General features: G+C 37.1%; 22 protein-coding genes. 2 read left to right on the top strand and 20 right to left on the bottom strand.

The genetic code is table 11. From position 1 onward, the window contains the following. Positions 1–127: 127 nt before the first annotated feature. Both splB and AC59HZ_RS16940 read right to left on the bottom strand, forming a co-directional pair. Positions 128–1,156, bottom strand: a complete 1,029-nt coding sequence (gene splB, locus AC59HZ_RS16945) for a spore photoproduct lyase (RefSeq protein ID WP_496546961.1) — start codon at positions 1,154–1,156, stop codon at positions 128–130. Further along, positions 1,153–1,404, bottom strand: coding sequence for a transcriptional regulator SplA domain-containing protein (locus AC59HZ_RS16940; RefSeq protein ID WP_496546960.1), 252 nt, complete (start codon positions 1,402–1,404; stop codon positions 1,153–1,155). Before AC59HZ_RS16940 ends, splB begins: the two co-directional genes overlap by 4 nt. A 197-nt stretch (positions 1,405–1,601) precedes the next feature. On the opposite strand from AC59HZ_RS16940, the gene AC59HZ_RS16935 reads away from it, so the two are divergent. Further along, a complete protein-coding gene (locus AC59HZ_RS16935; RefSeq protein WP_496547072.1) occupies positions 1,602–1,994 on the top strand; it encodes a pyridoxamine 5'-phosphate oxidase family protein in 393 nt (130 codons plus the stop codon). Between the two features lie 23 nt (positions 1,995–2,017). On the opposite strand, the gene uvsE is transcribed toward AC59HZ_RS16935, so the two are convergent. From uvsE to AC59HZ_RS16890, 9 genes are all read right to left on the bottom strand, one after another. Next, positions 2,018–2,983 (bottom strand): UV DNA damage repair endonuclease UvsE, encoded by a 966-nt coding sequence (gene uvsE, locus AC59HZ_RS16930; RefSeq protein WP_496546959.1) that lies wholly within the window; start codon positions 2,981–2,983, stop codon positions 2,018–2,020. Between the two features lie 63 nt (positions 2,984–3,046). Beyond that, positions 3,047–3,631 (bottom strand): 5' nucleotidase, NT5C type, encoded by a 585-nt coding sequence (locus AC59HZ_RS16925; RefSeq protein ID WP_496546958.1) that lies wholly within the window; start codon positions 3,629–3,631, stop codon positions 3,047–3,049. A gap of 12 nt (positions 3,632–3,643) precedes the next feature. Next, positions 3,644–4,738, bottom strand: a complete 1,095-nt coding sequence (gene ribD / locus AC59HZ_RS16920; protein WP_496546957.1) for a bifunctional diaminohydroxyphosphoribosylaminopyrimidine deaminase/5-amino-6-(5-phosphoribosylamino)uracil reductase RibD — start codon at positions 4,736–4,738, stop codon at positions 3,644–3,646. After that, positions 4,731–5,489 carry a GTP cyclohydrolase II gene (locus AC59HZ_RS16915; RefSeq protein ID WP_496546956.1) on the bottom strand — a complete coding sequence of 253 codons (759 nt, stop codon included), beginning with the start codon at positions 5,487–5,489 and terminating at the stop codon, positions 4,731–4,733. Before AC59HZ_RS16915 ends, ribD begins: the two co-directional genes overlap by 8 nt. Positions 5,490–5,684: 195 nt before the next feature. Next, positions 5,685–6,491, bottom strand: coding sequence for a hypothetical protein (locus tag AC59HZ_RS16910; RefSeq protein WP_496546955.1), 807 nt, complete (start codon positions 6,489–6,491; stop codon positions 5,685–5,687). A gap of 97 nt (positions 6,492–6,588) precedes the next feature. After that, a complete protein-coding gene (locus AC59HZ_RS16905; protein WP_496546954.1) occupies positions 6,589–8,064 on the bottom strand; it encodes a pyruvate kinase in 1,476 nt (491 codons plus the stop codon). Positions 8,065–8,213: 149 nt separating this feature from the next. Continuing rightward, the gene (locus AC59HZ_RS16900; protein WP_496546953.1) at positions 8,214–9,572 is read right to left on the bottom strand and encodes an arsenic transporter; all 1,359 of its coding nucleotides are present in this window, start codon (positions 9,570–9,572) and stop codon (positions 8,214–8,216) included. A gap of 382 nt (positions 9,573–9,954) precedes the next feature. Further along, complete coding sequence (locus tag AC59HZ_RS16895; RefSeq protein WP_496546952.1) at positions 9,955–10,251, bottom strand: hypothetical protein; 297 nt, start codon at positions 10,249–10,251, stop codon at positions 9,955–9,957. Positions 10,252–10,302: 51 nt separating this feature from the next. Further along, on the bottom strand, positions 10,303–10,800 hold the full coding sequence (locus AC59HZ_RS16890; protein ID WP_496546951.1) for a hypothetical protein: 498 nt from the start codon (positions 10,798–10,800) through the stop codon (positions 10,303–10,305). Between the two features lie 220 nt (positions 10,801–11,020). Here AC59HZ_RS16890 and AC59HZ_RS16885 point away from each other — a divergent pair, with 220 nt between their 5' ends. After that, positions 11,021–12,091 (top strand): CotH kinase family protein, encoded by a 1,071-nt coding sequence (locus AC59HZ_RS16885; protein ID WP_496546950.1) that lies wholly within the window; start codon positions 11,021–11,023, stop codon positions 12,089–12,091. A gap of 220 nt (positions 12,092–12,311) precedes the next feature. On the opposite strand, the gene AC59HZ_RS16880 is transcribed toward AC59HZ_RS16885, so the two are convergent. The 9 genes from AC59HZ_RS16880 to aepX all read right to left on the bottom strand — a co-directional run bounded on the left by AC59HZ_RS16880 (position 12,312) and on the right by aepX (position 23,257). After that, positions 12,312–13,616 carry a YheC/YheD family protein gene (locus tag AC59HZ_RS16880; protein ID WP_496546949.1) on the bottom strand — a complete coding sequence of 435 codons (1,305 nt, stop codon included), beginning with the start codon at positions 13,614–13,616 and terminating at the stop codon, positions 12,312–12,314. 17 nt (positions 13,617–13,633) lie between these two features. After that, on the bottom strand, positions 13,634–14,980 hold the full coding sequence (locus tag AC59HZ_RS16875) for a YheC/YheD family endospore coat-associated protein (protein ID WP_496546948.1): 1,347 nt from the start codon (positions 14,978–14,980) through the stop codon (positions 13,634–13,636). Continuing rightward, entirely contained in the window at positions 14,898–16,340 is a 1,443-nt protein-coding gene (locus AC59HZ_RS16870) for a YheC/YheD family endospore coat-associated protein (protein ID WP_496546947.1), read from the bottom strand. Before AC59HZ_RS16870 ends, AC59HZ_RS16875 begins: the two co-directional genes overlap by 83 nt. After that, on the bottom strand, positions 16,321–17,391 hold the full coding sequence (locus tag AC59HZ_RS16865) for a YheC/YheD family protein (RefSeq protein ID WP_496546946.1): 1,071 nt from the start codon (positions 17,389–17,391) through the stop codon (positions 16,321–16,323). The genes AC59HZ_RS16870 and AC59HZ_RS16865 overlap by 20 nt, the downstream gene beginning before the upstream one ends. Before the next feature lie 160 nt (positions 17,392–17,551). Beyond that, entirely contained in the window at positions 17,552–18,256 is a 705-nt protein-coding gene (locus AC59HZ_RS16860; protein ID WP_496546945.1) for an NlpC/P60 family protein, read from the bottom strand. Between the two features lie 21 nt (positions 18,257–18,277). Next, entirely contained in the window at positions 18,278–18,685 is a 408-nt protein-coding gene (locus AC59HZ_RS16855; RefSeq protein WP_496546944.1) for an NUDIX hydrolase, read from the bottom strand. Beyond that, on the bottom strand, positions 18,672–20,543 hold the full coding sequence (locus AC59HZ_RS16850) for a 2-aminoethylphosphonate aminotransferase (protein ID WP_496546943.1): 1,872 nt from the start codon (positions 20,541–20,543) through the stop codon (positions 18,672–18,674). The genes AC59HZ_RS16855 and AC59HZ_RS16850 overlap by 14 nt, the downstream gene beginning before the upstream one ends. Beyond that, the gene (gene aepY / locus AC59HZ_RS16845) at positions 20,536–21,666 is read right to left on the bottom strand and encodes a phosphonopyruvate decarboxylase (RefSeq protein WP_496546942.1); all 1,131 of its coding nucleotides are present in this window, start codon (positions 21,664–21,666) and stop codon (positions 20,536–20,538) included. Before aepY ends, AC59HZ_RS16850 begins: the two co-directional genes overlap by 8 nt. After that, positions 21,653–23,257 carry a phosphoenolpyruvate mutase gene (gene aepX, locus AC59HZ_RS16840; RefSeq protein WP_496546941.1) on the bottom strand — a complete coding sequence of 535 codons (1,605 nt, stop codon included), beginning with the start codon at positions 23,255–23,257 and terminating at the stop codon, positions 21,653–21,655. Before aepX ends, aepY begins: the two co-directional genes overlap by 14 nt. Positions 23,258–23,267: the final 10 nt, after the last annotated feature.

The raw sequence follows: 23,267 nt of genomic DNA, 5'->3' as shown, positions 1-23,267 counted from the left end.
TCTCCCCTCTGAAGGAATATACCTTCATTTGCAACTGAATAATTTTCCAAATATAGGAAAAAATATATTTTACATCATGAGAGTACAACAGCGAAAAGGTCTTGGAAAATAATCCCCAAGACCTTTTTCATGTGAAATATTCCAATTTTGCATTTGGGAAAAACTTTTCCATATAACCGTAAAGATGAGTTTTTAAATCTTCTTCATCTTCTTTTTGATAAATGTATTTGCCAATTCCATATTTCCCCCATTTGTATCTTCGCTTTTCTTCATCCAATTCTAATTTTGTCATCGGATAGTTTTTTTCAATGACTTTTTTAGCCGGTTTGGTAAAACGGTGTTGAATAAATTCAAAGGTTAAGTCCTCCTTTGCCTCTGGAGGCAATTCAACTTCCAAACGCTCAAACATTTTGTAATAACCGTCTTCCCATCCTTCATGAAGATAAATCGGTGCAACAATAAATCCAAGTGGGTACCCTGCTCTTGCTACTTTCCCAGCCGCCTCTATCCTTTTCTCTAATGGCGAGGTCCCAGGCTCAAAGTTTTTAATGACATAATCGGCGTTAACGCTAAACCTAAATCTTGTTTTCCCATTATGATTGGCACCAAGTAGGTGATCCACATGATGAAACTTGGTTACAAATCTAAGTTTTCCAAGTTCAGATTTTCCAAAATGCTCAATTGCTCTTTTTAGCGTATGTGTTAAATGATCAATCCCGACAATATCAGAGGTACAAGAGGCTTCAAACCTAGTCTGCTCTGGAGCCCGCTCCTCCATGTATTTATCGGCAGCTTCAAGAATCTCCTCAACATTCACGTATGTACGGATATATGGTTTGCTTCCCATTGTTGTTTGTAAATAACAATAATGACAATGCCCCATACATCCAGTCGCGAATGGAATGGCATACTCTGCCGAAGGCTTAGAAGTATCGAATTTCAGTGTTTTTCTAATTCCAACCACAAGTGTTGACTTAGCAACTCGATATCTTTGGAAGTCATTGTCACCGGGCAAATTTCTAACTTGATTATGGGATGTGGTGTAACGGATTTCGACATCCATCTTTTCAAATTTTTCTAAAAGTTCTTGCCCTAATGGGTAGTCCAATGCATTTGGCTCAAAGTAAACCAGTTTAGGTGTGAAAGGGTTATTCATTCCAATATCCCTTCTGAAGCACTGCCATAATAGTAATCAAAGGCTTGGTTTGCCTCTTCTTCTGTAGAATAAATGGCCATCTCATTGGAAAGTGGGTAATAGGTTTCATACAAAAATAACGCTAATTCATTGGGATGCTCAGGGTTATTGACAACCGCTGCTGCTTGGATGTTTGCAACATCCTGTGTATGGGGATTTCGGTAAAAAACATAAACGATATCTCCAGCATGGTAATTTTCGTTTTTCATTCCATCACCTTTTCTTCTTCGCAATTAACCATTGTAACCCATTATTAAATTTTTCCCTTTTCGCAGCTTAAATTATGTTTTCTTGATAATGGAAATTAACCATCGATTAGTATAGGTTAGTTAATTATGAGGAAATTAAAATTGACTTTTAAAAAAGGAGCAGATTCAATGAACGATCGAAATTTAAAAGAAAGGTTATCCAGATTATCTCTGATCACAAAACTGGTGTACTTTCATCAGTTGAAAATAATAAGCCCCATTCACGCTATATAACGTTTTACAATGATGACCTAACCCTGTATACACCAACAAAAAAGGATACTGAGAAAATTGAAGAAATAAAGAAGAACTCATCCGTCTCTGTCTTATTAGGTTATGAAAAAAATGGACAAAGCGATGCCTATGTAGAAATTACAGGAACTTCTAGCATAAATGACTCACAAAATCTTAAAAAGCAATATTGGGATGAATCATTCAAACAATGGTTCGACGGTCCAGATGATCCGAACTATGTGTTTCTTCAAATCGTTCCTGAAACTGTTCGGATCTTGAATCTTAATGGTGAACCTCCACAAGAATTTACTTTATAAGAACCTTTGGCTCTTCTTTCCGATTATTTCAAACGAAAAGAAGAGCCATCAATGATTTCAACATCCTCTTGAGTTCTTATCTCCTCCATTAAATGAAAAAGTGCCTCATCTTTTCTTTTAGCTTCAATCATACAGTCAATTTGCGGAATGCTTCCCTTAATTTCTGTAAGAAACTTGAAAAACATATTAATATCAACATAATCCGAATGGTGGCGAAATTCTTTTTGACTTTTTGGACTTGAAATATGCATCTTTATGGGAAGCTGAGAATACTTCCAGGTATGGACCACGCGCTCCCAATTCCCCTCCCAATTTGAATCCTGGTGAAGGGCAAGATGATGATGGTAATCAAATACAAGCGGTATTTCTAATTTTTCACATAAATAAAGCGTATCTTCTAAGGTAAAGGAGGTATCGTCATTTTCAAGCATAATCATTTTCTGAATCCCTCTTGGAACGGTCATCCAATTATCAACAAAGCGTTCGAGTGATGTTTCGGTTTCTTTATAGTTCCCGCCAACATGCATGACGCAGCGGTGAGTGGGATCAATTCCCATCCCCTTTAGTAATAAATAATGCAGCTTCAAGGTTTTGATTGAATTCTTTAATATGTGATCCTGTTGGGAATTAAGGAGAACGAAATGATCTGGATGGAAATCAACTCTCATCTTATGCTTTTGGACAAAATCACCCACTTCATGCAAACTACTTTTAAGAGGTTTCATATAATCCCAATCAAGAAGTTCCTCATGATTGGCTAAAGGGATTAATCGTGAGGTTAACCGATAAAAATGAATGTCAGAAGCGGCATTATGCTTAAGGATTCTTAACGTATTCTGCAGGTTTTCTTGTGAAATACGCTCTAATTTACGAATCGCAGCCTCCCGGTCATCAATTTTCTGGAATTGAGCGAATGTCATTGTTTTTGAAGGGGAAGCGTTTTTTAGTTCCATGCTCATAGCTACATAACCGAGACGTACAATTGTCATTTGTTCACCTCATCAATGGTTTGGAGAAAAATAGCCTGTTCCTTTTGGAACAGGCTGTTAATATTAAACTTCCCTTTTTTCTACTTCGCACTCTATAACAGTAGAGAAATCTGACCAATTTACAATTCGCGGTAAATCCAAATCTCGATTATAGGATTGATCTCTTACAAACACCTTTGTTGATTCTTGAAGAAGTGTATTTAGAACTTCCGGCTTATCATCGAAGTAATAATCCAATTTTAAATTTTTGATGATGTCCACTTTTTCATGATCTTGCATGCCATAGAAAAAACGTTCATCACGGATGGGAAAACCTCTTTCCTTTAACCATTCCATTGTGCGATCCCTATAGCCCTTTGGCCTTGAGGTGATGTAATAGATCTCATGCCCTTGTTTATCCAGTTGCTGCAACGTTTCAACTGCATCGGGATAAGGCGGACAGGATGTAAAATAAATTTCTTCTAATGATTGCATCCACATGTCCTTCCCTTGTTCATCCGTTAACCCAAAGGGACCATGGATCTCTACTCTTTTTAGTTCATGAAAATGGTCAATCGGCACCTTTTGATTTAATTTTTTATTATAAAGATGGAAAGCGTGCTCTCTTAAATTTATTAACGTATCGTCTATATCAAAGCCGAATTTCATTTTAAATACCCCTCATTTATTGTAAAGCGGATAGCCGATAAATTTAAAATCAGGCCCGATTTTTGTAAAAGATCCATCCGAAAGCTCGACAGCCTCGCTCATTTGTTCAAATCCTTCCCCTTCAAGGAAGGTTGGGGCATGCTTTCCGCCGATTAGTTTAGGAGCAAAATATAAGACCACTTTATCAATGAGTTGATTTTCTAAGAAAGAAGCGTTGATTGTTCCCCCACCCTCGATTAATAAAGAAGAAACTAAATTTTCTCCCAGGATATGTACCACGTCATTTGGATCGACATGTTTGGGGCCGTTGGTTTGAAAAACCTTTATTCCTAGTGATAAAAGTGCGGCTTCCTTTTCCTTGTCATAATTCTTACTTGTAAAAATCCATGTTTCTGCCTGTTTATCGGTGACAACTTTAGATTCTAAAGGAATTTTTAAAGAGGAATCCATTATGACACGGATTGGGTTCCGTCCATTCGGAATCCTTGTCGTCAACTCAGGATTATCTTTTATGACGGTATTTACACCGACTAAAATCGCCATATTTTCATTTCTTAGGTGATGGACATCTTTCCTTGCTTCTGCAGAAGTAATCCACTTGCTGTGCGAAGTGTGAGTCGCGATTTTGCCATCTAAGGTAATTCCTGATTTCAAGGTCACAAAAGGCTTTTTCTGTACAATAAATTTATTAAATACCTCATTCATTTGTTGAGATTCCTTTTCACGGACCCCAATTATGACTTCGATCCCAGCATCTTCAAGGATTTTAACTCCGTTTCCTGCAACGATTGGATTTGGATCAAGTGTTGCAATCACTACACGTTTAAGTCCTGACTCTACAATAGCAACGGCACATGGGCCAGTTCGTCCATGATGGGAACAAGGCTCGAGGGTTACATATATGGTGCCCCCCTTCGCTTTATCCCCCGCCATTCGGAGGGCATGAATTTCCGCATGCGGTTCACCGGCCTTTAAATGGGCTCCAATACCAACAACCCGGTTATCATTGACAATAACAGAACCGACCAAAGGATTGGGATCTGTCTGACCCTTCATGGCTGTTGCATTTTGCAGGGCCAAATCCATATAGAATTCGTGACTAGTCATTTGGGCAAGACCCCTCTTCTTCTTTTAAATGACCGGAGCGATTAATTTTTGTCTGAAGGTATTTTTCATTATACTCAGATACATCTCCCCATAATGGCCTTCTCCCTGAAACAGGTAAACCGGAATTCTTCAAGGCATCTAATTTTTTGGGATTGTTTGTCATAAGAGTAACTGGCTTTGAACGTAGGGCTTTAAGAACTTGGATGGCATCGCTGTAGTTTCTAGAATCATCTACAAACCCAAGTGCTTGATTCGCTTCAACGGTATCATAGCCATTTTCCTGAAGGATATAGGCCATTGCCTTGCTGAATAAACCAATCCCTCTTCCTTCATGGTTCGCTAAATAGAATAAAGCGCCTGTCCCATGTTCAACTATCATTTTCATGGATTGTTTCAATTGATACCCGCAATCACATCTTTTACTGCCAAAAATATCACCAGTATGACAAATGGAATGCATCCGTATGATCGCGTCTTCGCCGAATTCAAAGTCCCCATAGGCAAGGACACTCGACTGCTGGAATTCCGCTAAATTGACAGATGAAAGTTTGTCAATGATCCTTTCAAAATCCTCTGTTACTTCGTCGCAATTTAACCAGCAATACCATTTAAAAATAACCGTTTCACCGTATAAATTAACAGGGAGGCGAATGGGTCCTACTAAATAAATAGCGCCCTTTTGGGTTTTAATTAATTGGATTTTATCTTCTAAAACCGAAAGAACCTTTGGCTCTAATTTGGTTTGCTTCAAATGGATTCCCCCTTTTTTTATTATTATTTGTTAAAGTTTCAAAAAAACGCAAGGAATATGACCAAAAAAATGGTGGTTACTACTGTATTCCTGTAATAAAACATCGGTAATTTTGATTTAAACGAAATAAAAATTGCCGAGATAAATAACCTTTCTCGACAATCTGACGCCATTCACTTCGAATGGCGTTTTATTTTAGATTTTCAGTTTCGTAATAAAAAACAATTCGTTTTGGAACATATCTAAAAACTCTTCAAAGGAGGAATTAATTAAATGGGGAAAAAGATTTTCGAGTGCTTCGTAGTAATCCTGGCCTAATACTTCCCGGAGAATGACATATTTATTAAAAAGCAGTGCTTTTTCGAAATCAATACCCAGCTCGTAAAGGCCTCTAAACAAATCTGCCTTAGGTATTTTTTTAATTTTTCGATAAATTTTTTCGTTTTTTTCAATAAATTTTTCATTTAAGTAATGGGTTACATAATCAGTATAAATCATTTGGCCAATATCATTGGTTTCTTTCTTGGAATAATTAAAACCAATTACACGGTCTTCTTTATTTTCACGGATGATGAAGGTTTTATTCCCCTGTAAATGAGTAATAAAATTTTTCACGCTTTTATCAAAAATTTTGTTAAATTGAATGATTTGATGCAGTTTCACCGCAAAGTCCTTGTGTTCCTCTCCGACGACAAAAAGTCGATCCACGATTGGCAAAAGCTTTAAAACCCCTTCGGATAACTGGCTCGAGGCATCATAGATGATGATGTCGTGCTCCTTCTTCATCTTTTTAACTTTTTGTTTTTGTTCAGCCAGAGTTAATTTGGAGAATTCATGAAGGAGATGGTTGGAAGGATCCTCTTTTTCTAATGATCCATAGGAAATGAATGCAACAGATAAATTGGTGTTTGTTTTCAGCCACTGAAAAACGGACAGGGACAATTCTGTTACACCAGACTTTGCTTTTGGCGAATAAAAGCCGACCAAATACACTTTACTCACCTGCCTTTTATTTTAATAGTATTCAAAGTGGAAAGAATGGATATAGACATTCCCCCGATAACACAAAAAGAGCCGCGCTGCGTCGACTCTTCATCAACTATAAAATTTGGTAAGTACTTGGGTGGATCCTTGGTGAAGTACTTTGATCTGTTTGCAGTATAGTTCGAAGCATTTTTAAGGACTCAATGATATAAGGACCTTTGTTTAGCATAATACAAGCAGCTTGCTTTCCATAAGAAGCATCGGTTATTTCTGCCCGAGATGGAACACCTGTTTTCGTTAATTTTTCTAAGACACCTGTTGCCCAAATGGCGGGGATATAAGCAGCAGAACAAATTTTAAGGATTTCATCCTGGGCGATGGCCAAGTTTTCCGGTCCTACCTCTACGGCTAAATCCCCTCTTGCGATCATAATGCCAAAGCTTTTAAACTTTAAGCCCTCGAGGATAATTCTAGCTAACTGGTGAACAGCATCCTTTGTTTCGATTTTTGCTACAACCGCGAGATTCATTCCATTATATCGTTTCATTGCCTCACGAAGTTTTTCCAAGTCTATAGGAGAATGAACAAATGAAATTCCAACAATGTCGGCATGCTCAATAATAAAGGGTAAATCATAAAGGTCCTTTTCCGTTAAAGCTGGAACGTTTAAGCTTGGAAGTGAATCAGGCAAATTTACCCCCTTACCTTCCTTTATTCGAAGCGGTTTAATGACCGGTGAAAGGATGGAAATTTCAATATATTTTGATGTAATATATTTCACGACTCCCTTGATTTTACCATCGTCGATAAAAATCCTATCCTTTAGTCTCACATTTCGAAACGCTTTTTCTAGTGTAACGGGTACGCCAGCCGGAACATCAGCGGCAGCAGGGTGCCCTGTTATTTCTGGATCAAGATATAAACGTAAAATGTCGCCTTTTATGACAGATATTTCGAACTGCTCAAGCTTGCCGATTCGCACCTTTGGACCTGCCATGTCCATGTATATTTTGCAAGTGCGATGATCATGATTCCCCTCTGCCTTTAACTTTTTTTCCGCCCCTCGCAATCCTTCAATAATTTGTTTCCATATCCCTTGGTGATTGTGTGCACAGTTTATCCTGGCAATCTCCATTCCGTTCAATAATAACGCTTCCATTATTTCAGGCTCATGTATCATCTTGGCATCTAAAGTAACCATGATTGCAGATTGAGCCTGCTTTTCCCATTTTCCAAAAAGTTCTGCTGAATTTCTTTCCGAAATTTCTTTTGATTCAATTGGTGTTGGAATAGTGAGCCTGGCGGGTGGCTCAGTTTTGACCTTTAAGTGGTTTAATATTTTTTCCATGGTAAATAAAACGTGCAAAGTGGAGAATTCCAAAGGCGGAAGCCCTTCAGCCGCTAATGGAAAATATAATTCACGTAAATGATATTTTCGAAGTGCTAAAAAAGCCAGCAAGTTATCCCGATTTTGCTGCCCATTTTCCAATGGGAATTTTTCTAATGCCTGTTCACTTTCTTGAATCACTTGATGATAAAGGCTTGATACTTTTTGAGAAAGTTCTGGTTGATTAATTGAGACATTAACCACATTCTATTCACTTCCTTGTTAACGCTGAATTATCCATTTATTTTATTATTCAAGGAGAAAGAAAGTGAAAAGAAAGGATCAAAGATTAGAAATTAATGATAAAAAATTAAAAATTAAAAGGACTCATCCTTTGATGAATCCTAGCAAAATTATGGTACAAAAACGAGTAATAACCAAAAATACAAGCAGATGAGCGTGAAGACCAACGTTAGCGGAATAACCAGGATTGTCACTTTAATATACTCCATCCAGGTTATTCTAATTTTATTTTTCTTTAGGATATGCATCCAGATTAACGTTGCTAAAGTTCCGATTGGAAGAATAAGCGAGCCCACATCACTGCCAATTATATTACCTAGGTAAACGGTTTTTATTAGGAGCGGACTTAATCCCATATCCGTTAATGCCAAGGTTGAGATCATTAATGCGGGGTGATTGTTAAAGATGTTGGAAAGCAGTGCGGTTATTAATCCCATGGTTAAACTTGCATGCAATAAGCTACCGGAGACTAATGGTTTTAAATGGTCAATTAAAAAGCTTGAAAGACCAATATTGTGTAAACCAAAGATGATAACATACATACTAAAAGCAAAGATTAAAATATGCCAAGGAATCTTTTTGACGACGTCCTTTGGATTGGTCTTTAAATATACCCATCTCCAAATTAATAAAATCATCGATCCAAGTACGGCGACTAGGGATACCGATATTCCAACAAAAGATGCTGCAAATAAACTAATTCTTACAAAAAATACAAAGATTAGCATTCTAATCATTAGCTTTTGTTGTTGATTAAATAAATCTTCCTTATTATTCTGCAATGGGTGGTACCGCCGGTTTTTTTGTAAAGGGATACAATAGGAATGGTGTCCGATCTCACGGGGAATGTCATTCTTGAATACTAGAAACAATAAAAAGGAAAGAAATAGTAACCCAATTACCCCTGGCACAAACATCATTTCTGTTTGTATATAAAGGTCCATTCCAATTATTTTTAATGCAATTAGATTCACAATATTACTGACACCGATCGGTGCACTGGACGCAGTAGCAATTAACGCCCCACTCAACAGGAATGGAATTTTTTGTTTATTTTTCAATCCTAAATTATTTAATATTAATATTAATATCGGTGTTGTTATTAATATACTGCCATCATTATTAAAGAAAAGCGTCATTAGAAAGCAGAGCAGTAGGGTGAACCAAAATAAGCGAAAACCTTTCCCTTTTGATAATTTTAACATTAGAGCTGCAGTCCAGTTAAAAAAACCAAAGCTTTCAAGCACAATTGCCATAACAATGGTTGCGATAATGGTAATCGCTGCTCCGGTGACCTTGGAGCTGATATCTAGTAAATCCCCTGTCGAAACGCTTCCACTTAAAAAAACAAGAATGGCTCCAATGGATGCCGGAATTGCTTCGTTCATGTTTTTTGGACGGATAAAGATCATAACCATTGTTAGAATAAAAGCAAATATGGTAATGAGAACCGTCGATTGATGGTACATAAAAATTAATTTACTCCTTTCAAAGAGTTTCGTTCTTAATTTTCCGTTTCTTCATTTCTTGTCCTTGCTCTATATTACGTCCGTTTTGTGAGGCTTGACCTAAACGAATATCTCGGATAAGTAATAAATCAGCATTAATCTATAAATTTCATATAGATTTTTACCTATTTTTTTCTATATAGGCAGATATCACAATACTAGATTACTAGGCTTATGTACGATAAATTAGATGAATATTGAATTCATTAAGTTAAAAGAAATTTATAACAAATAAATAACCGATACTGATGGTCAGTATCGGCGTCTTCTTTTTTGACTGGTGGAATTGAATATTGATTTTTCACCTTAACCCTTGCCGCTCTTACCTTAGCTGCCTGTAAAATCAGTACCTGTACCGCCTAAGAGCTGCTACTGGAGCTGCTTCTTCGTCTTCTGGAACTGCTTCCTGAGCTTCTTCTTCGGCTTCTGGAACCGCTTCCTGAGCTTCTTCTTCGGCTTCTGGAACCGCTTCCTGAGCTGCTTCTTCGGCTTCTGGAACCGCTTCCTGAGCTGCTTCTTCGGCTTCTGGAACCGCTTCCTGAGCTTCTTCTTCGGCTTCTGGAACCGCTTCCTGAGCTGCTGCTGGAACCGGTCCAAGAGCCGCTCCAGGAGCTGCACGAAGAGCCGCTGCTTCTTGCACTGCTTACTCGGCCGCTGGAACCGCTTCCTGTAGAACCAGTACCTGTACCACCTACAGTGCCCATACTCGAGCTGCTTCCTCGGCTGCTGGAACTTCTACCAGAGCCGCTGCCTGTAGAAACAGTACCTGTACCACCCACAGTGCCGCTACTAGAGCTGAATCCTCGGCTGCTCGATCTGCTACTAGAGCTGAATCCTCGGCTGCTCGATCTGCTGCTGGAGCTGCTTCCTCGGCTGCTCGATCTGCTGCTGGAGCTGCTTCCTCGGCTACTCGATCTGCTGCTGGAGCTGCTTCCTCGGCTGCTCGAGCTACTGCTAGAGCTGCTGCTGGATCCACTGCTACCCCTTTTACCAGGACCTTTTTTGCCTCTACTGCTACTGCTACTGCTACTGTTACTGCTACTGCTGCCGCTACTGCTGCTGCTAGAGCCCGTACTGCTAGATCTGCCTGTACTTCCTGTACTGGAGGAGCTTGAAGACCTCCTTTGTGCAACAACACATTGTTTGTATTTTCTTCCAATAGGGTTATTATCCATAAAGCCGACAACATTATTTTGTTCTGCTTGCGAAAGCAACTCTGCAATATCAAGTTTTAAAACCATTTTTCCACCACTTTCTAGGTATTTTATTCTCTATTCCAATTTATGTGGAATTAGCACATTTGCCATAGACAAACATTTAATTTTTTGCTCGTAATTTTTTTAAGTTCATAAACACATACATATACATAAATGCATATATCTAGAAAAAAGTTGTTTAGGGGAATTCAAGTGTTAAAATATGAGATTTTTATCAATCCTAAGTGGTTAAGAAAATTGAATAAGGACATTTGGAATGATGATTTAGTGCCTGCTGAATTAATGATCGGGGAAAATCGATATGCAGTAAAAATTTCCTACAGAGGGAATGTCATTAGAGATAAGAAAAAAAAATCTTATCGAATTATTTTCGATAAGCCTTCTGTTGTAGATGGAGCCCATGAAATAATTCTAAATGCGGAATACATTGATGTTACTATGAGCAGAAACAAACTCTCCTTTGATTTATTTAATAGGATCGGTGTTTTGGCCCCCCACTCGAAGCATGTTCTCCTCTATATTAACGGATATTGTAAGGGCATTTACCTAGAGATTGAATCTGTCGACCAATATCTACTAGAAAAAAGAAATTTACCAACAGGCCCAATTATTTATGCGACCAATAATCGGGCAAATTTCTCATTACTAACCAAAAAGAAAGAACTGAAAACCCGGTTGAGCCAGGGCTATACTTTAAAATTTGGTACGAACGAAGATATAGAGGAATTAGAACAATTTATTGCCATGATTAACACTTTTAGTAATGAAGATTTTGAAAAAGAAATTCCTAAAGTACTGGACGTCGATCAATATCTAAAATGGGTAGCTGGAGTTGTTTGTACCCAAAACTATGATGGTTTTATTCATAATTATGCTTTATATAAAAATAGTAAAACACAATTATATGAAATCAGCCCATGGGACCATGATGGCACTTGGGGACGAAATATACGCGGCCGGTTGATGGAATATGACTATGTTCCATTTACTGGATATAACACCCTTACAGCAAGGCTCCTTCATCTTACACGATTTAAGAGACAATACAAGGATATCCTATCAAATATCTTAGAAAATGATTTTACTTTTAAAGTTCAAGAGCCTATTATTAATAATCTTTTTGAGACATTAAAGCCATACATGAGCCTTGACCCATATATTACTTCAAATCCCGAAGCAATAGATGAAGAAAAGAAAGTCATTTTTAATTTTATACAAAAAAGAAGTTCCTACATTATGGATGAATTAACAACATTTAAGTAGAAGTATATGGTCTAGTATCATATACTTCTTTTGCTTTTTTCATAATCTATTAATGGAAATAATAGTAATTCAATCTAGTATGTTTAACATGTATGATAGAATTATTAGCGCCTGGAGCGGAAATCAACAGACAAATTTAACAAAGCCAATAAATTAAAAAGCCCTAAATTATGATGTCATAATTTAAGGGCTTTTTGAAAATATCGTTTAACATAGCCTTTTACTTAAAGCCAGAAATTGATTTTGCGTAATCTAATGGAGCTGTAACAACTTTTAAATACAATTGCTTATCTGAATTTATTAATGCTATATGATCTTTTAATGGACTGATGGTTATCAGCCATAATTTCTGTGTCTCATCTAAAATCATTTGTATACCCATTTCAGCGTAGTTCCCGCCGGATTTTTCTAGATTTTTACAAAGATAGATACAAAACTCAATGATTTCCTGTTCCTTTAAAAAAACCTCTCTTTCGTCCATTTGAAATAATTTCCTAAAAGCATCTCTGCCATTTATTGTGAATGCTGTTTTACTGGAAAAAGAAGGTGTACTGCCAATTTCACTAAGTTGAGCAGCGATATAGGAACATTTCCAATCCATCCTTGCATTTTTTTGCATCATAACAATAAAATCTACCCAACGATGATCGTATCTCTTAACAGGCACAGCTTGCTGAACTAGATGTACTCCATTGGATAACAAGCCGTTTAGAAATTTTTTTGCTTCATCATAGCTATCAAAATTATTTTCCATTGAAAAATAATCGATGAATCGATATTTTTCACCCGTTTTTTCTACCTTAAAAAAATTTTGTCCCTTGCCAGCTTCGACAGGTTTAATATATGCGGATCCAAATTCCGCCAACAGCTCATCGAGGTTTTGTATGTCTTCCAATAACACAGTAAATGGCAAGTGTTTTAGAAGTTGTTTATCATCGTGAAGCCATTCCCATAATTCCCACTTATTACATAAATTCGTGTTAACTATAGAATCTCCGAAAATCGAAACCATTTTATCATAATCCGTTTTGTTTACATCAATATGAAGGTATAAGCAATCAGGAAATGGAAATGTACCAAACTTCCAGACAACGTCATCTCCATTACCCTCACCCTGATAATAAAATCCCTCGATGGTTTGATTAGAATAATTAATGCTATCAGATGCACAAATAAAAATGAGGCCCTTAATATGGTCATAGCTTGTAAAATAATTTAAATATTGATTTAATGCCTCAATGGTCATATCCTGTTTTTCCCTAAAAGCAAGAAAACCAATGACAGGACCAATGTGAATATTCCTGCCGTTAATTTTCATTTCATATTGGAGCTGATCAGGGAGTTCAAAAGGTAATTTTAGAGCACTAGCCATTCCAATAACATAATCCGGCAAGTCGTTTTGGAACTCAACGTTAACCTCATGTCTCCACTTGCCAATATTCACGATCATCCTGCGATGCCGGGCTTCCCCGATTTTCAACAAAGCTTCTGGAAGAAGCATTAGTTTTTCGTTTATAGTTGACATTCTTTTTATATATTGACTCATGGCAAATCCTCCGGAAAACCAGCAAGTCTTTTTGCATATAACATATTCAGCCGTTTGATTTGATAAAAAAGTGGTCTGTCATTGATATCAAGAGCGAACAATGGACTAGGATTCAAGTTGTTCATTTCAATAATCCATATGTTTTTCGAGGTGTCAATCGCGATATCTACCCCTAAATTTCCACAATGTACCCCACATTCTTCAATTCGGTCCGCAGCATTAAGTATGATTCTATTAATTTCTTTCCGGAACCTATAAACCTCTTCATCTGACAAACCGAATATTTTTTGAATCGTAATTTCTCCAATTTCAGCAGTACCACCAGCAAGAATATTGGTTACTATGCTGCCTTGCTGTCCATATTTTGCAACCATACACATATCTTCCCAAACACCAGATTGGTTTTTTACCATAACAATACGGAAATCAATTTTTCTGCCCTCATAGGAGATTAAGTCAAGAGCCTGCTGGAGAATAATGGTTTTCCTCTTAAACTGGTCCTTAAAATATGAGTCAAGCTCTTGAATGCTTGAAAATTGCTTTTCATACGGAACACCATTTTGATGATATTCTAACTTCAGTCCATTTATCCCATTTTTTGATACCTTAAATATCCGGTCACCCATGCTGCCATGAACTGGTTTTACAAAGATTTCATTATACATTCCAAGGAGGTAATCAATATCTTCGGCATGATTATAAATCATGGTTTTAGGCAGATAGGGAATGATCTCAGATGATTCACTTAACCATTTATACATCTCCCATTTGTTAAACACATAACTGTTAAAATAACGACTGCCATATACAGTTTGAAAATGATTTCGCCAATCTTTATTGAGATAGATAATTTTAAAAACAGATGCAGGATAGGCGTAAACTCCTGGCTCCCACTTTTTCATTTCCGGATTATATAAATAACCTTCGATTGTCTTTTCAATTGGATTGATTCCTTCGAGTGAGAAGGCTAATGCAGCTCCTCCGATATGATTATAATCATATAAATAATTGGATAAATACTGTACTGTTTCATCCAAACTCGACTTTTTAGATGCTGTAAGGATTCCGATATAAGGCCCGAGTATTATTTCGTTCATCTCCCGGCGAATCTCATAAAGGCAATTCAAAGGGATTCTAAGATGTTCAATGACTTCAACTGATATTTTCAACTCGTTTTCTTCTAAAAAAGAGGATGTTCTAAGCTTTATTTCCAAAGATTGAATACCAAATCGCAGAAACCATTTTTTTCGGGCTGAAATATTATTCCGTTTTGCCATATTCGGATGCATGGTTATGCAGTTTAGTGCATTCAGGTCCGGAATGATGTTGAATTTTGTTCTCATCTTGCACCTCCCTGCCAAAACCTGCCACCTGAGCAGAATATAGAATTGGTTCGTAGCAAATCCGCTGATAAATTCTCTCATCCAACTCTTTAAATCCTTTAAAAGCTGGTCGTACATTCGATTCTATAAACCAAAAATGTTTTTGCTGGTCAAGGGCTAAATCTAAACCAAATTCAGCAAAATGATAGCCTGTTTCATCCATTATTTTGCAAAACTCTAGCGATATTGATAAAATTTCTTTTTCGATTTGATCTATATCCACATCCGCACCGAACGCTAGTTCCAATGCCTCATTTAGGTAAAGCGCCCTGCCTCCGTTCGAAATATTTGTAATCATTCTGCCCATAGGAGCAAGTCTGCACTCGATACCATTACACTGCCATTCATTGCTTGTGTTTTTTTGCATTACAACTCTGATATCCCATGGTCTTCCATCAATTTTAGCTAAATTAATATATGGCTGGATAATATACTCATTTTGCTGGTATATACCCTTACTTAAATATTCCTCTAATTGAGTATAATGAATAATAATATCGTTATATTGTTGATGATCGTGAATTTTTATCCATCCGTTGGGTTTCTCAGTAATTATTGATATGCCTCTGCCTCTAGAAAGATTTTTGGGTTTTAGTATCACATTTTTATATAGTTTTAGAAACCTTGAAAGATTTGATATGTTCAATATTTCGGTTTCAGGGATTATGGGTCTTAGGGATTCATTATCCTTTATTCGACTGTATAACTCCCATTTATCAAATCTAACGTCATTAAAAACCTTCCAATTTAACTCATCTTTATACTGATTTACAAAATTATTCCGAGAATTAAAACCTCTTCGATAAACGACAGAAGGTAAAGGCAATTTCCCATACTCCCATTTTTGAGTAACAAAATTAAAAAATTGGCCGTAAATACATTTTTCATTCCAATCAATCGAACAATATCGGAACGCGATGAAGAGTCCACCTACTTGTTGATAGACTCCCATAGCATCCGTAAGCTCCTTCATTCTGCGGTGATGATAATAAAAATGCTGATCACCTAACAAGAAGCCAATTACTGGTCCTATGCGAATCGTCGAATCGGAAAAATACATTTGATATGTGGCCGATGTTTGAAGGAGAAGTTCTTCAATCGTTTCTATAGACATTTGAAAGACTGCTGGATTTTCAAAATGATTTCCTGTTGAAGATAAAACGTCAGGATTTGCTTTTACCGTTATAGAGATTTCTTTTTGTCCAAAGATCAGTTTAGTCTTGGTTTTTAGTTTGTTGGCCATTTCAATTGAAGTGTAAATAATATGTTGGAATTGATTTGAAGTATCCGCAGCACCTCGCTCAACTTTGATCCAATCCATTTGGCTGCACCCTTTTCGTTACATAATTATTCATTTGATAATACAGATAATTAAATGAATTATTGAGAAGTGTTAATTGAGTATCGAAATCTAGGAGTTGAAAGAAGGATTGATCTTGTTCGAAACCGCTAATATGAATCAGATAGGGGCAATTATTTTCGTCGAAAATAAAGTCAAATGTATAACTTCCAATGAATGGGATGTGGAAATCTAAAAACCTGCCGATTTGGATTGAAATATCTGAGAGTTGTTCTTCGTTTACTGGACTTATTAAATCGCGTGTCGCTTCGCTTGATGTAGAATAAGACAACTCTTTTCTCGAAAAAATCCCTTTTTTAACTGCCATAACAGTACTGCACCATTCGCCCTTCTCACTTTTCTGCAGAAATATCTTCGTCTCTAATGGATCATTTCCCATTCTTAAGAGCTCGATCCCTTTGAATAAGATATATTTCTTTTTGTTTATCATTTTTTTTATATAACTAACCAAATCGTCCTTTTTTCGCAATTGCCCATTTTGTCCAATGTAAATCATATAGTCATTGTTCTGAAAATTTTTGATTACAACAGCTTTTGGCGGGAGAAATGAATTTTCCGGCAGAAGAAAAAATGTATCATATTTGTGATCAAAATCGATGAAGGTGGAAGTATTAAATGATTTTGATGGCAAGAGATAAGGCCGAAAGGATGGACAAGATGCTAACATTTCGAAAATGATTCCTTGTATGAATCGATTTACTGGATTTATAACAGTAATAGCCTCCAATTTCCTTAAAATGCGCATTTTATCAATTTTATCGGCTGTTGAATGAAGAGCAAAATTATAAATATAAGCTGGTACTTTACATGGTCCATGACTAATATTGTCACCTGCAATCATTGTACCGGTAACAACCAGTTCTTCTAAATCCAAATGACCTAATGTAAAGAGAACAATTTTTATATTTTTACTTTTTGACAAATGTCTGAATTGATCGATCATCATCGTATAAAGCTGCTTTTGCTTTTTTTCATGATAAATGAAACCAAAATCAACGGTATCGAGTTGCACGGTCTACACCCCTTTTGTTGCAACGGGTAACAAAGTCAATACTTTATTTTATGAAAAGGATTCATAAATGTATGCCCAAAACCGAAAACCATTAGCAAAATCTGTTAAATAAAATCTAGGACTTGATAAAGTAGAGTAATTGTATGCAATAATCATAGTATTAAGGCATGATTATAGGATTTTGAGGCGGTAGAACATAACTCTTCGGAATTACTGGCCCTTTATCTTTATGACCAGAAATTTTCAAACCAGGAGTCCATGAGCCTTCCGGAAGTATTCGTTGGGCATTATAGAAATGCTTCCCATACCAGTGTTTATATTTACTGATAATCCCGATGGCCGTTGGTGCGCCTGTTGCTGTGCAAATTACCGTTGGTTTCCCGTCCAGTTGCCCCATATATATTCCAACATGACCGATGAAATAGGTTCCGTCAGCTCTTTCCTTCCACCACGTTAAAATATCACCCAGCCGCAGATTTTCCACACCATCAAGCCTCCAATATGAATCAACCAGTTTAGGATGGACACCTTCAACTCTCCGCCCAATTCCAATTGATTCATATTTTTTGGAGACCCCCGATAATTTAAAACCAAAATCACCAAAAACTAATTTGGCAAATCCAGAGCAATCGATCACTCCATGGGAATGATAGCCATTATAGCCGCTTCCATACACAGTATAGCCATGATGCATATACCAGATTGCTCTTTCCACAATTTGGTCAGCCAGACTGCCTTTTAAATTTCGATAGGTTTCCCGATACTTATCAACCTTCACCAATTCTTTTCGCACATAGTCCTTGTAATTCTTTTTGTACTTAGCGATTGCTTCTTCTGTAGTTAATAAGACAAAGGAGACACTCATTACTTAACTCCTTATTAAAGATTAGGATTCTATAATAAACGGATGTGTATCTTCATTTAAGCATTTAATAATTCTTTCTTTATACGTTTTCCAGGTTACTTTATTTAATGCCTCTTCAATAGGAAAATAACCAGCATCCAAGGCATCATCCCCTCCGCTTACCTCGCCGCGGAATGGGCTGCCTAAAAAAAGAACCGTACATCGGCTGTTTTTTACATCTTGAATCAGTCCGCACATTTTCGACAACTGAATCTCGATCCCAGCCTCCTCCTTCACTTCCCTTATGGCTGCTGAATGTAATGATTCCCCATTATCTACGTACCCCCCAGGGAACTCCCAGCCTCTTTTCCAATTTTTCACCAAAAGAATCTCATTTTGATTATTTAGAATTGCAACTGAAACAGCTAACCTATGTTTAGGAAATGCCATTTATCTCGTTCCTTTCAGGACAATAACCTATTTTTATAAAATATTGTTCGAGAAGATCTATAAATTTTTCCATATCAGTACATGTAATTTCCCCAATATTTGCAACTCGAAAGGTATTCTGTCCTTCAAGCTTTCCTGGATAGATTGTAAATCCTTGATTATAAAAATAATCATGCATATCTTCAAAATCATAGCTAGGGTGATCAGGGTCAACAATCGCAGTTATGATACGGGAATGATGTTCCTTCCTCACTAAATGGGATAATCCTAGCCTTTCTATGCCTTTCATAAGAACATCCCATGTCTTGGTATATCTCTCATACCTCCTCCCAACTCCCTCAATGATCACTTCTATGATTGCTTGTTTAAGAGCATAAAGTGTCTGAACAGGAGGAGTGAACTGCAGTTGCTTCGTTTTTAAAAAATGGCGATACTGTGAATAAAGATGAAGATACAAGTTCCTTGGTTTAAGGTGCTGGGTCTGAACCAAATCGGCCGTGTTGGCAATAACGAAACTTACACCAGCCATGCCTTGCAGGTTTTTGTTAGAAGAGGCGGCCAGATAGCTAATATTCATTTGCTCCATGTCGATTGGGATAGCCGCAAATGAGCTCATAGCATCGACAATCAATTGAATGTCATAAATTCTGCAAATACGTCCAATTTTCCCGATATCATTTAGCAGACCGGTTGTGGTTTCGTTATGAACCACGCATAAATGAGAAATTTTCATAGTTGCTTTTTGAATGAAATCCTCTAAGGCAATTAAATCTATCTCTTCATGCGAACTACTTTTATATTCAAGGTAATTCAGCCTATAAACTTCTGCTATCTGACACATCCTTTTTCCGTAAGAACCGTTATTAATGATAAGCACGGCTTCATCACCAATAACAGAGCTTAATATCGACTCAACCGCTGCAGTTCCAGACCCTCCAAACAATACGGTAGTATAATTTGTCGGATCTGCAACCAATTTTGTAAGTTCAGTTGAGATCATTTCCATTACTTCACCGAATTCTTCTTCTCTCGGACAAATGTCTGGAACAACCTGGGCAAATTTTACAGTATCAGTCGTTGTAGCAGGACCAGGATTTAATAATATGTTTCTATTTACGGACGGAAAATTCTTTTCTTTCATTTTAACCATTGGATATATAAATTGCTTTGCTCCAAGCAAATGCGCTTCATTGTCAATTTCACACCAGATTAAATGATCCAGCTTATCAACAGATAATTTCATTTGTTTCGATATGCCAATTAATGCCGATTCATAATCCAATAATGGATTTTCTATAAAACTAGACTTGGCATAGTCACACATTGCGAGAAAAGCTTGATGGGAAATCTTTGAGATTCCCGTTAACTCTGCGTCAATTGACTTAAGATCATGTCGGTTTTTAGACATATTTACTAAATGCTGATTTTCATCGATTTCAAGAAAAACTTCATCATTAGAATTTGTAAAACCACTTGCTAGGATGACGTCTGGCTTTTTCTGCTGAACTAAATGATCTAAAGCCTGTTTTTCATAGATAAGATCACTTTCCAGAAGAAGGAAGTCCTCGGAAACGTGCCCCCTCACGTTATAAAGAGTATACATACTGCCCGTTGTTCTATATTTATCATTCCGTACACAGTGAATTTGTGGATATTTTGTAGTCAGCTGCTCATAGACTTCAGACAAATGCCCTGTTCCTATGATAATCGTCTCTATACCTGATTGAAGTAACTTTAAAATAGATTGCTCAATAATGGGCTTGTCATCCAATTTTAGAAAACCTTTTGGCAGGTTTTCTGTTTTTTCACCTAGTCGGGTTCCCATACCCCCAGCTAAGATAACGGCCGTTTTAACCATTCAGGAACACCTTCAATCTCTCTTTTATTTCATGTGGCTTCATTTTAGGTCTTCCTAGATTTTCTTTTGATCCTTTTGCAATGTTAATATAAAGGAAGGTCAGTTGTTTGTCTTTCTTCCAAGCATTTATTTGGGCTTCTAATTCTGTCAGGTTATGGATGTGAATAGAATTTGAGTAACCGGAGGCTGCAGCAATGTCAACGAATTGTACATTGTGGGATACCGTGAGCTGTCCGCCCGTAGAATCATGAGTATTATTATCTACTAGAATATGAAGCATATTTTTGGGAGCGTAGTATCCATTAGTTGCAAGACTTCCCATCCGCATCAAAAGGGCCCCATCTCCTTCAATGACAACAATTTCATGATCCTTTTTAGTTATTGCAAGACCGAGGCCAATCGAACTTATACAGCCCATTGAACCAACCATATATAGGTTATTGGATGAATCTTCAACTTCATAAAGCTCTCTTCCCGTTTTTCCTGTAGTCGCTAATTGTACAGTTTTTTCTCCTTTTAATGAATTAATCAGTTTTAATGTTTCAAATCTTGTAGGAAATTCATTTTCATTAGTTTTCATTATTTTGATCTTATTTTGGTTTGAAAGTTGTTTTTGATCGTTTAAGGGTTCTTTCTCAAACGTATTTTTTTTCACAACAAAAAAGAAAGATTGATCGTTTTCGAAAAAAGCATTGGCCCTCACTAATTGCTTCTTTACCTCGTCGAAATCACTTGATAGATACTCCCATTTAATATTCATTAGGTCCAGCATTTCTGTCGTAATACAACCCATTAACTCATGTTGGGGTTCATCTGGGATACCTGGCTCCCCTCTTAGGCTGACAAAGCCAAGAACTGGAAGCCGGAAGGGGAAATTTAGGGAAACCAATGGCGAAACGGCATTGGTTAACCCAGAATTTTGCATGAGAACAACTGGTTTTTTTCCACCGAGATAAGCTCCTGCAGCAATAGCAACTACTTCTCCCTCATTGGTTGCTGCAATATAATCACAATCATTAATCGCATAGTTAATTAAATTCTTTAAAAATGAACAAGGGACACCTGTGAAAAAATCAAAACCATGCCTTCTTAATTCATTGCCAAATTCTTTAGTGCTTATCAAACAAATCACCTGCTTTATGGAGATCTATAATTGTATCAATATCAAGCCAAGATCCCTTAATATATTTCACGGCAATTGGATGTGAAAGACTAATGTGATTAAAGAGGTCCGCCATGGTCAGTTGTTTAAAGTTTTCTCTTTCGGATAAATCCGCAAGAGCTTTTTTTACAATGTTAGAACCATTTTTGTTTATCTTCCAAAGGCCGATAAATTCCCCATGGATTTCTTTATCTTTTAAGTCACCGGACATTTTCGTAAATTTAACAGTACTGGAATATAGCTTTTTGGAGTATGGTGTGGAAGTGGATACTAAGTCGCGATCATTGGTGATGGTTTCTACATCTGCGTCTACAATGAGGGTAATGTCACTCATATCATTTAAGAGGTCGTTAAGAATATAATTTTTAAAAATGATATCTCCATAGCTTATGATAGTATTTTCTTTAATTTTTTCCCGAGCTAGATATAAGGAATAAAGTTCCGTCGTTTCCGAATATAAATCATTATCAATCACTGAAAAATTAGCTGCAGCAACTCTGTCTTTCGCAAATCCCCTGACTACGGAAATATCCTTAATACCAACCTTGTTAAATTCGTCCACCTGGATTGATAGAATTGGCCTTCCCCCAACCTCTAATAAGGTTTTTGGGATTTCATCAGTCAACTCTTCCATATCCCCGCGGCTCGCTGCCAAGATGACTGCATTTACGTTCTTCCCAGAGGCAGGTAGATATCTTTTTTCCGCTCTCTTTAGCTCATCCGCTCCCTGTATGCGAAATACTTCATCAACAGAAACAACCTGTTTTTCAATATTGATTAGACTTTCTTCTTCAAAGATTTGCTTTGTGGTTTTTTGCATGGCTGTTATCGCTGATCTTAGATTATGATTTGCCCATATAACAAGGTTAGCACCCAATTCTCTGAATTTTTGGGTTGGAACTGTATAGTATTTCGTTGGTACAAGCACGACTGGCAGTCTGCCTCCCCACTCCTTCATAAAGGCCTCAATCTCAGTTATATCGCTTCTCTTGCTATGCATTAGGATGGCATCGGTTCCGGCCTGGCGATATGCCTCGGCCCTCCTAAGCGCCTCACTAAGTCCCCAGCCGGCAATAAATGCCTCAACTCGAGAGACGACAACAAAGTCATCATCCATTTGACTATCCTTCATTGCTTTAATTTTGCCGCAAAATTCTTCTATATCGGCTAAGGGCTGTGTCTCTCCACCGATAAAAGAATTAGTTTTTGGGAATAATTTGTCCTCAATACAAACTCCGGCAATTTGTCTGGACTCTAATTTTTTTACAAGTCGTCGCGCATTATTAAAGTTACCGTATCCTGTGTCACCATCGAGAAGAATGGGAATGGAAGTGGCTTCACTCATAAAGTCCAGCGTGTCGAGAACTTGTGTCCATGATGCTTCGTTATTATCACGAACTCCCATTGAAGCTGAGATGGATAATCCGCTCCCCCAAATTCCTTTGAAGCCCGCTTCTTCAACAATTTTTGCTGATAAACCATTGTGGGCCTCCATAATATATTCCAATTCGCTGGAACTAATTAAGTTTCTTAATTTTGTTGTCTTCTTCATTGCTATCTCC

The sequence above is a fragment of the Neobacillus sp. DZ-9 genome (genome assembly GCF_059587065.1).
This window is presented reverse-complemented; position numbering and strand designations above follow the sequence as displayed.

Coding starts and splice junctions, on each gene's coding strand:
- splB (WP_496546961.1), bottom strand. CDS start 1,156: ATGAATAACCCTTTCACACCTAAACTGGTTTACTTTGAGCCAAATGCA.
- AC59HZ_RS16940 (WP_496546960.1), bottom strand. CDS start 1,404: ATGAAAAACGAAAATTACCATGCTGGAGATATCGTTTATGTTTTTTAC.
- uvsE (WP_496546959.1), bottom strand. CDS start 2,983: ATGACAATTGTACGTCTCGGTTATGTAGCTATGAGCATGGAACTAAAA.
- AC59HZ_RS16925 (WP_496546958.1), bottom strand. CDS start 3,631: ATGAAATTCGGCTTTGATATAGACGATACGTTAATAAATTTAAGAGAG.
- ribD (WP_496546957.1), bottom strand. CDS start 4,738: ATGACTAGTCACGAATTCTATATGGATTTGGCCCTGCAAAATGCAACA.
- AC59HZ_RS16900 (WP_496546953.1), bottom strand. CDS start 9,572: ATGTACCATCAATCGACGGTTCTCATTACCATATTTGCTTTTATTCTA.
- AC59HZ_RS16890 (WP_496546951.1), bottom strand. CDS start 10,800: ATGTTGTCGGCTTTATGGATAATAACCCTATTGGAAGAAAATACAAAC.
- AC59HZ_RS16880 (WP_496546949.1), bottom strand. CDS start 13,616: ATGTCAACTATAAACGAAAAACTAATGCTTCTTCCAGAAGCTTTGTTG.
- AC59HZ_RS16875 (WP_496546948.1), bottom strand. CDS start 14,980: ATGAGAACAAAATTCAACATCATTCCGGACCTGAATGCACTAAACTGC.
- AC59HZ_RS16870 (WP_496546947.1), bottom strand. CDS start 16,340: ATGGATTGGATCAAAGTTGAGCGAGGTGCTGCGGATACTTCAAATCAA.
- AC59HZ_RS16860 (WP_496546945.1), bottom strand. CDS start 18,256: ATGAGTGTCTCCTTTGTCTTATTAACTACAGAAGAAGCAATCGCTAAG.
- AC59HZ_RS16855 (WP_496546944.1), bottom strand. CDS start 18,685: ATGGCATTTCCTAAACATAGGTTAGCTGTTTCAGTTGCAATTCTAAAT.
- AC59HZ_RS16850 (WP_496546943.1), bottom strand. CDS start 20,543: ATGGTTAAAACGGCCGTTATCTTAGCTGGGGGTATGGGAACCCGACTA.
- aepX (WP_496546941.1), bottom strand. CDS start 23,257: ATGAAGAAGACAACAAAATTAAGAAACTTAATTAGTTCCAGCGAATTG.